Origin of the sequence: Paenibacillus sp. JJ-223 (assembly GCF_927798175.1) — a bacterium.
GTDB classification, from domain to species: Bacteria; Bacillota; Bacilli; order Paenibacillales; family Paenibacillaceae; genus Paenibacillus; species Paenibacillus hubeiensis.
Window position 1 is genome coordinate 40189 of record NZ_CAKMMP010000028.1, and the last position, 9369, is coordinate 49557.

Consider the following 9369-nt stretch of genomic DNA (forward strand, 5'->3'; position numbering starts at 1 on the left):
GGGGACTTTAAGCTTTATGGAAAAATTGATGATTAGTGGCGGACGCCCGTTGCAGGGGACTGTGACTATTAGTGGCGCCAAGAACAGCGCCATTGCGCTTATTCCTGCAGCATTGCTTGCCGAGTCGGAAGTCGTGCTGGACAACCTGCCGCTTTTGAGCGATGTGGCAGTTTATGCGGAAATTTTGGAGGAACTTGGGGCACGTGTATCTTGGGAAGGAAATCAGATGAAGATCGATCCTTCCGATATTAAATCCATCCCCATGCCTAACGGTCCCGTGAAAAAGCTTCGAGCTTCTTATTATATGATGGGAGCGCTGCTTGGGCGTTTTAAAGAGGCAACCATAGGTTTGCCTGGAGGCTGTAATTTCGAGCCTCGTCCGATTGATCAACATATCAAAGGCTTTGAAGCGTTGGGAGCGACTGTGACCAACGAGCATGGCTCCATCCATCTGCACGCCAAAGAACTGCGCGGTGCAAAGATTTACCTCGACGTAAGCAGTGTTGGCGCAACCATTAACATTATGTTGGCAGCCACTCGTGCCAAAGGTTCCACAATTATTGAAAATGCGGCCAAAGAGCCTGAGATTATAGATGTAGCAACACTTTTGAATTCCATGGGTGCCAGCATAAAAGGCGCTGGAACCGAGACGATTCGCATAGAAGGCGTTCCATCCCTGAGAGGGTGCCGCCATTCCATTATTCCCGACCGCATTCAGGCAGGAACCTATATGATTGCTGCTGCAGCAACGCGTGGGGACGTTCTGATCGATAATGTTATTCCCAAACATTTGGAGGCTTTAACGGCCAAATTGCTGGAAATGGGTGTGAGCATCGAGGAAATGGATGAGAGCATTCGTGTCATCGGGCGCCCGTCCTATAGTCATGTTGACGTGAAGGCGTTGGTGTACCCCGGTTTTCCGACGGATCTGCAATCTCCAATGACAAGTGTGCTTACCCAAGCCAGCGGCGTAAGCGTGCTTAGCGATTTCGTTTACAGCAATCGCTTCAAGCATGTTCCCGAGCTGGTTCGTATGGGAGCCAAAATTCGAGTGGAGGGACGTTCGGCCATTATTGAAGGCGGGGAACTGAACGCTGCCAAGGTCAAGGCGGCCGACCTCCGCGCCGGAGCTGCTCTGGTTATCGCTGGACTTACCGTTAAGGAAGGTGTAACCGAGGTGACGGGCGTAGAGTTGATTGATCGGGGTTACGATCACCTTGTAACCAATCTGCGGATGTTGGGCGCTGACGTATGGCGTGAAACGATTTGATTCGACTCCTGATTGGCAAGGGAAACAGCCTGCTCAATGTCGGCATGTCTCTTTTTGTGATGGAATCTTGTCGACAAAGTGTTTTTTTCTCGTTTAACTGCATATCTTTTAGACAACTGGGTTAACCTATACTAATAGAGTTCTCAGTCTCTCCGGAGTAAGTGGATATGGTTTGGTCTCCTTATCCGGAGGGTCTTTTTTTGAGCTGAACTTCAGTTTGCTCATTCCAACAGCTTGTATTCCATTCCCCGTACCCCGGTTTGTTTGAACTTCACTTCATCGCTGGTCACCCGGATCAATCGCCTCATGAATTTGTTCACTCACTACCGACAGCGGAATCTTGAATACCCCGCTCGGAAAACTTACATTCTAGGACAACGATTTGCAATATAACGGTTACATTCCGTACAATGGACAGAAGAGAGTGCAGCAGGAGAGAGTGCTGGGCTCGCTTGCCGGAATATCAAGAAAAACTATCCATTTCACGGACTTATTAATTGAATAGGTGGTTATTATATGGATCTACAGATCTCCGATTTGGAAGAAATGAAGCTTACGGATCTTTACAAACTGGCCAAAAAATATCAAATTCCATACTACGGCCAACTTAAAAAGAAGGAACTGATTTTTGCGATTTTGCGCGCACAGGCGGAACAGAGCGGATTAATGTTCATGGAAGGCGTGCTGGAGATTCTCCCGGAAGGTTACGGGTTCCTTAGACCGATCAATTACCTGCCGAGCACAGAAGACATCTATATCTCCGCTTCGCAGATTCGCAAGTTTGACCTGAGAACCGGCGATCTTGTATCCGGAAAATGCAGAACGCCCAAGGAAAACGAACGTTATTTCGGATTGCTGCAAGTGAACGCCGTCAATGGCGAGAACCCCTCGGCTGCTGCGGAAAGACTTCATTTCCCGGCGCTAACCCCATTGTATCCGCAAAAAAAGCTGGTTCTCGAAACATCCCCCAACCATTTGTCTACCCGAATCATGGATTTGCTAGCGCCAGTAGGTCTGGGACAGCGCGGATTGATCGTGGCACCTCCCAAAGCGGGTAAAACACTCCTGCTCAAAGAGATCGCGAATAGCATTTCAACCAATAATCCCGACATTGAACTCTTTGTGCTATTGATTGACGAACGCCCGGAGGAAGTGACGGATATGTCCCGTTCTGTCAAAGGTGAGGTTGTGGCTTCTACGTTTGACGAATTGCCGGAGAACCATATCAAGGTTGCGGAATTGGTGCTTGAACGGGCTCTGCGCTTGGTTGAGGCGAAAAAGGATGTGGTTATCCTTTTGGACAGTATCACGCGTCTAGCGCGTGCGTACAACCTGGTTATTCCGCCTTCCGGACGAACGCTTTCCGGTGGTATCGATCCCGCTGCATTCCATCGACCGAAGCGTTTCTTCGGTTCAGCGCGGAACGTGGAGGAGGGCGGCAGCTTGACCATTCTGGCTACGGCCCTCATCGATACCGGTTCGCGTATGGATGACATCATTTATGAAGAATTTAAAGGTACGGGGAACATGGAGCTGCATCTGGATCGCCGTTTGGCGGAACGCCGCATTTTCCCGGCCATCGACATTCGCAGATCGGGAACGCGCCGCGAAGAAGTGCTGCTGACCAAAGAAGAACTCGATACAATCTGGTCGATCCGCAAAAACATGAACGACTCTCATGATTTTGTTGAAAGCTTCCTGAAAAAGTTGCGCAATAGTAAAACGAACACCGAGTTTTTGGCCGCTTTCGATACGGCGGGGAGCAGCCCGACGAGCAACTCGGGAACGACGACAACTCGCCGGTCTACAAGACAGGCCGCAACCTCTGCGACAACAACCTAGTTTTGCCAGCCATCAGCATTGGCCCGGCTGCGGGCCATCTTTCTTCGGACGTTGACCCCGACGCGAGGATTAACCCATTAGATGTAAGGAGAACATCATGTATTTAGTGTACGCAGATGAACAAGGTAATGTTTTTGATCATCCTTCGTTGTTCGGGCTCGCCCGCAGCGGAGATATGATCGTGGAAATTATGGAGGACGAGTTGATTCCGTTGCCCGAGGGCGCGACGCTTGTGGGATTGCCAAGCACTCGTCCGATCGGGATGGATCCGGAGACTGGAGAAATGCTGCCGTTGCCGAAGGACACCCAGGCCGTAGGCGCGCTTCTGCCACAAGGCTTTACGCGTCTCTGTCTGCCTGGTTATGTGAAAACGGATAAGGAATACAAGCTGCCGCTGTTTGGATATTCGGCGGTTGTATGGAAAGAAGATGGTTTCTACGTAACGGCCCGGATGTCCGACCAGCCGGACCAGTGGAATCCGCTGAACTGCGATCGCGATGAGGTACGGAGTGGTGTGAAGCGCCTGACCGAGAAGTATCCCGAAAACCGGCTGTATACGCATTTGTCCAATTGTGCCCTTGGTTATGAGTGTCTGACATCATCCAATACGTTTTTGAATCGTTGGGAAGGTGGGGTACCTGTTTCGTATTCCTGTAATGCGGGTTGTTTCGGGTGTATTTCCGAGCAGCCGGATGACAGCGGTTTTGTATCCCCTCAGACACGCATGAATTTCCGTCCGCGCGTGGAAGAAATCGTTGAGGTCATGCTGGAACATCTCAAGACGCCGGAATCGATCATCAGTTTTGGACAGGGGTGTGAGGGAGAGCCTTCCACTCAAGCCAAATTGATCATTGAGGCGATTCGCGAGGTTCGATCCATTACGGATATGGGCTACATTAACATCAACACCAATGCTGGTTTGAGCGACCATATCCGCGGCATTGTTGATGCCGGGCTTGATTTGATGCGAGTAAGCACGATCAGTGCGCTGGATGATCATTATAATGCATATTACAAACCGCGCGGGTACACGCTGGCCAATGTGGAAAAATCGCTAAAATATGCGTCTGACCAAGGAGTGTATACGTCGATTAACTATCTCATCTTCCCGGGAGTAACAGACCGCGAGGAAGAGATTGAGGCGATGATCGAATTCGCCCGCAGAACAAATCTGCGCCTGATCCAGATGCGTAACCTGAACATTGATCCTGAAAGTTACCTGGAACTGATCCCGCCCGCTCAAGGAGATATCCTTGGCATGAAACAGGCGCTTGAGATCTTTGAACAGGAGCTTCCGGACGTCGTCATCGGATCTTATACGCATGTTCCGCCGGTGGGCATGGCGCGGCCGAAGCGGCTGATTACCCCCTTGTAATAACAATTGCAAGTCGGAATGTCCCGTGTTATAATCGTCAAAGTTGTTTCATTTACTCTGGGTCCGCTTGAGGCTCAGGGCGGAAAGAGGTGAAAGGAAATGAAAGCAGCAATTCATCCTAAATACACTGTAGTAAACGTAACTTGCGCTTGCGGTAACACTTTTGAAGCAGGCTCTGTTAAAGACGAACTGCGTGTAGAGATTTGCTCCGCGTGCCATCCGCACTTCACTGGTAAACAGAAGTTTATCGATGCAGGCGGCCGTGTGGATCGTTTCAAGAAAAAATACGGCATCTAATTCAGCCATTCGTTATGAACGGTCTGAGCATTGCTTTGCAAAACACCTCTGCCCTAGCGGCAGGGGTTTTTTTGTTGTAATGGCTTGTGTGCACGAGAGATGGTGACACTTCCCATTGCAGATTGGTTGCATTTTCGATGAGGTTACGCTATACTATTTCTTACCGTGCTAGATGGGGAGGTAGCGGTGCCCTGTTACTCGCAATCCGCTATAGCGAGGTTGAATTCCTGTTAGAGGTATTGTCGATGTGAGGTTTGGTCCCTGAATGGGGCGTTGACGGTTGGGTCCTTCGCAATGAGTACTCATGAACCTGGTCAGGTCCGGAAGGAAGCAGCCATAAGTGAGACCACTCTTGTGCCGAAGGGTTGCCTAGCCTGAGCTTTCGTTCAGGGGTGCCACTTGGATCGCAATTATCAATAACAGGTGCACGGCTTACGATGATATTTCAGAGATCTTTGCAGATATGACATGCAGAGGTCTTTTTATTTTACCAAAAAAGGATGCGAGATTGAGTCAGATGGAGTTTGGATTCACCCCGGAATATAGTATAATGGGGGAACGACAAGAGACTCGAATGCGAAGTGGAAGGAAGGTAACGCATCATGGAGCATATCGCGTTATATCGGGCGTGGCGCCCCCAGTCGTTTCAGGATATGGTGGGACAACAGCATATTATTCAGACCCTGCAGAACGCGATTCGTGAGCAGCGGACTTCCCATGCTTATTTGTTTAGTGGGCCCCGGGGAACCGGTAAAACGAGTGCCGCCAAAATTATGGCGAAGGCTGTAAACTGCGAACGCGGCCCTGCGCCCGAGCCTTGCAACGAGTGCGAGGCCTGCCGCAGAATTACTTCCGGCTCAGTTATGGACGTGCAGGAGATTGATGCTGCGTCCAACCGCGGCGTTGAGGAAATTCGCGATCTGAGGGAGAAGGTTAAATATGCTCCGACCGAGGTTCGCCAGAAGGTCTATATTATTGATGAAGTGCACATGTTGACGACAGAAGCTTTCAATGCTTTGTTGAAAACATTGGAGGAGCCGCCTCCGCATGTGATGTTTATTTTGGCTACAACCGAGCCGCATCGCCTTCCTGCGACGATCATATCGCGTTGTCAGCGATTCGATTTTCGCAGGGTGTCGCTGGATGAGCAGACTGACCGGCTTGAGCTGATCTGTGAACAGGAAGGCATGCAAGCCGACAGGGATGCCCTCCAGTATATTGCTCGACTTTCTGATGGCGGGATGAGGGATGCACTTAGCGTGCTCGACCAGATCTCTTCCTTCACCGACGGCAAGGTGACTTATCAGAAGGTTATGGATATGACCGGCGGAATTCCCTCGGAACAGTTTGCCAAACTTGCAGCTTCTTTGCTCAAGGGCGATGTCGGTCATATTTTACAGATGATCGAGGGCTTCATGCATGAGGGTAAAAGTGCCGATAAATGCATGGAGAACCTGCTGTATTATTTCCGCGACTTGCTTATGATCAAAATGGTACCGGATGCCGACAAGCTGACGGATCGCGTGCTTCACCCGGAGTCGTTCCGGGAAATGGCCGAAGCCTTTACCAAAGGGCAACTGTTTCAGATGATTGATACGCTTAACCGCTATCAGAGCGAGATGAAGTACGCTGTTCAACCGCAAACGTTATTCGAGGTGGCTTTGTTGAAGCTGTGCAGCATTCCTGGTCAACAAGGGTCGGATGGCGAAGCGGCGGCGGGCGTTTCTGCGCAATCTGCTTCCATGCCTGGCGATCATGGGGAAATCCAGCGTTTGAAACAGCAGGTATCGGAGCTTGAGAAGAAACTTGATCGAGCGCTTAAAGCCGGGTTGAGTGGAGGCGAGGCTGCTTCTAGTGGTCCTTCGCGTCCTGCGACGCGTGCTCCTGTGTCCAGAGGCAACGCACCTGCCAAACTTCCGTCGCATCTGGATCAGTATGTGGCACGGAAAGGGTCGCCGGAATTTGCGGATGTCAGCAAGCGTTGGGGGCAAATATTGCAGCGAGTGAAGGAAGAAAAGGTTACCGTTCATGCCTGGTTTATGGATGGCGAGCCGGTGTCGGTGCTGGAAGACAACGTTCTGGTTGCGTTTAAAAACAACATTCACCGGGAAACGACCGAGAAACAGGCGAATCGCGAAGTGATTGAACGGGTGCTTGCGGAACAAATAGGACGTCCGATGCGTCTCGTAACCATGATGCTGAAGGATTGGAATGGCGTCATAGAGGGAGCTGTTGAGTCCCCGAAGGAGGAATTTAAGCTCGAACCCGAACATGAGGATGGAGGCTCGGGAGGCAAGCAGCCGTGGATTGACGAGGCTATTCAGCTCTTTGGGGAAGACTTGGTCATTATTAAGGAATAATGTCGCAATGTCTTGTTGTCAATGCAATATCATTTTATTAAGGAGATGATTACAGATGAATAACATGAACCAAATGATGAAGCAAGTGAAGAAAATGCAGGAACAAATGCTGAAAGCGCAGGAAGAACTGGGCGACAAAACGGTTCAAGGTACTTCCGGAGGCGGCGTGGTTACGGCAGAAGTGAACGGACACAAAAAATTGCTCTCTGTTACGATCAAACCTGAAGCGGTAGATCCGGACGACGTCGAAATGCTGCAAGATCTCGTGATGACGGCTGTGAACGATGCACTGAGCAAAGCTGACGAACTTGCCAACCAGGATATGGGCAAATTCACTGGCGGCATGAAAATTCCGGGATTGTTTTAATTGAAATTGATCCTGCCAAAGGAGACTCGCGCGATTGTATTATCCCGAACCGATATCGAAGCTGATTGATGCCTTTACCCGATTGCCGGGGATTGGCCCCAAAACGGCTGCTCGATTAGCATTTCATGTGTTGAACATGAAGGAAGACGATGTTATTGATTTTGCTAAAGCGTTGGTCAGTGTGAAGCGCAATCTTCACTACTGTTCCGTGTGTTGCAATATTACGGATACAGATCCGTGCCGGATATGCCAGGACAAATCCAGGGATGGATCGGTCATCTGTGTGGTTCAGGATTCCAAGGATCTCGTGGCCATGGAGCGGACGAAGGAATTTGACGGATATTATCATGTGCTGCAGGGGGCCATATCGCCGATGGAGGGGGTTGGGCCTGACGACATTCGGTTAAAGGAACTTTTGGTCCGTCTTAGCGATGAACGGGTCAAGGAGCTTATACTGGCTACGAACCCGAACATTGAAGGAGAAGCGACGGCGATGTATATTTCCCGTCTTGTTCGCCCGTTCGAGATCACCGTCACCCGTATAGCCCATGGATTACCTGTAGGGGGGGACCTGGAATACGCGGACGAGGTTACACTGTCCAAGGCGTTGGAAGGAAGAAGAGAGATTCGGTAAGCATCCCTTGGTTGCTTTAGCTTGGGGTTAATCCGGGTTTGAAGGTGTTTCACAAGGAATAACAGCCCTTTGTCTGATTATGGGGGTGGAGAGAGCCGCAAGGCTCTCTTTTTTGTTTAGTAAAATATTAGAAAGGGTCATTAAGAATGCTCAAATCGGTTCTAAGTTTGTCCATCTGCTGATATGTATGAATGTATCAAGGTAGATCAGGAGGAGAGGCTTATGAGATGGTTTGGGAAAAAGGGTTCAACCGGCGAGAAACATGAATATCTCAAAAGAGAAGAAGAGGCGGCAAGGATCTATCTGGATATTGAACGGGCTAAAGCGGAATGGGAACGTGCGGTAAGACAGTTCGAGGAAGCGCAGGGGGAAGATGAGATTGATTATGCGATCTTTGTTCTTGAGGCTGCGGAGCGGAAATACCAGATCCACTTAAAGAGGGCTAAACAAGCCGGGGTCAATGGACCTTTAAGAGTGGACAGGGAAATGAGCGTCTGAATAAATCAGGATTTAATCCGGATGGGGGGATTTGTATGAAGACGATGATATTGGGCAGCATATTGGTGTTATCGCTGCTTGCGCTCTTCGTTATTTTATTAAAGAAGAAATTAGGCATAGCGTGGCTGACCTCCTTTGGCATCCATCTTGTTTTGTCAGCAGTAGCGATTTACGTCATCAATTATTCGGGGTGGGTCACAGGATGGTACATCCCGTTGAATCCCGCAACGATTGGAACTGTGAGTGTTTTGGGACTGCCTGGTATTGGACTTTTGCTTGGATTAAAATTTTCTTTGTTTGGGTAGTTGACCGAGGTGATTCATCTGTGATATATTATATTTCGTTGCTTTGCTTGGAAGGGATAGCAATTTTGAAATGAAATCAGTTCTTGAAAAGAAGGATTGAGAAAAAACTTCAAAAAAAGTGCTTGACTGAAACAAACAAAGTATGATATATTATTAAAGTCGCCGCTAACGAAAAGGCGGCAACGAAAACGAAGTTTGATCTTTGAAAACTGAACAACGAGTGAGTAAACTGATCTTGCTTGCAAGATCAAAACTTGAGATATTTTATCTCGTCAGATTCAAAATGAGCTAATCGCTCTTTTCAATACCTCAGATGATTTTTATCACGATTAACCTCGTGACCGAAATTCATCTTTATTGGAGAGTTTGATCCTGGCTCAGGACGAACGCTGGCGGCATGCCTAATACATGCAAGTCGAGC

9 protein-coding genes, 1 rRNA gene and 1 other RNA gene are annotated in these 9369 nt (G+C 49.2%); all 11 read left to right on the plus strand.

The window, feature by feature from the left end; translation table 11 throughout:
• Nucleotides 1-16 precede the first annotated feature (16 nt).
• A complete protein-coding gene (locus L6H98_RS30765; protein WP_236421505.1) occupies nucleotides 17-1270 on the plus strand; it encodes a UDP-N-acetylglucosamine 1-carboxyvinyltransferase in 1254 nt (417 codons plus the stop codon).
• Nucleotides 1271-1786: 516 nt separating this feature from the next.
• On the plus strand, nucleotides 1787-3112 hold the full coding sequence (rho, locus tag L6H98_RS30770) for a transcription termination factor Rho (protein WP_236421506.1): 1326 nt from the start codon (nucleotides 1787-1789) through the stop codon (nucleotides 3110-3112).
• Between the two features lie 97 nt (nucleotides 3113-3209).
• The gene (locus L6H98_RS30775) at nucleotides 3210-4487 is read left to right on the plus strand and encodes a radical SAM protein (protein WP_236421507.1); all 1278 of its coding nucleotides are present in this window, start codon (nucleotides 3210-3212) and stop codon (nucleotides 4485-4487) included.
• A gap of 99 nt (nucleotides 4488-4586) precedes the next feature.
• A complete protein-coding gene (gene rpmE, locus L6H98_RS30780; protein ID WP_236421508.1) occupies nucleotides 4587-4784 on the plus strand; it encodes a 50S ribosomal protein L31 in 198 nt (65 codons plus the stop codon).
• Between the two features lie 163 nt (nucleotides 4785-4947).
• Nucleotides 4948-5215, plus strand: an RNA gene (gene ffs / locus L6H98_RS30785) — signal recognition particle sRNA large type.
• 171 nt (nucleotides 5216-5386) lie between these two features.
• Entirely contained in the window at nucleotides 5387-7144 is a 1758-nt protein-coding gene (dnaX, locus tag L6H98_RS30790) for a DNA polymerase III subunit gamma/tau (RefSeq protein WP_236421509.1), read from the plus strand.
• Between the two features lie 55 nt (nucleotides 7145-7199).
• Entirely contained in the window at nucleotides 7200-7511 is a 312-nt protein-coding gene (locus tag L6H98_RS30795; protein WP_236421510.1) for a YbaB/EbfC family nucleoid-associated protein, read from the plus strand.
• A gap of 34 nt (nucleotides 7512-7545) precedes the next feature.
• Nucleotides 7546-8145, plus strand: a complete 600-nt coding sequence (recR, locus tag L6H98_RS30800) for a recombination mediator RecR (protein ID WP_236421511.1) — start codon at nucleotides 7546-7548, stop codon at nucleotides 8143-8145.
• Between the two features lie 222 nt (nucleotides 8146-8367).
• Nucleotides 8368-8643, plus strand: a complete 276-nt coding sequence (locus tag L6H98_RS30805) for a DUF2508 family protein (RefSeq protein ID WP_236421512.1) — start codon at nucleotides 8368-8370, stop codon at nucleotides 8641-8643.
• Between the two features lie 35 nt (nucleotides 8644-8678).
• A complete protein-coding gene (locus L6H98_RS30810) occupies nucleotides 8679-8948 on the plus strand; it encodes a pro-sigmaK processing inhibitor BofA family protein (protein ID WP_236421513.1) in 270 nt (89 codons plus the stop codon).
• A 354-nt stretch (nucleotides 8949-9302) separates the two neighbouring features.
• Nucleotides 9303-9369: ribosomal RNA gene (locus tag L6H98_RS30815) — 16S ribosomal RNA — on the plus strand; the annotation flags it as partial.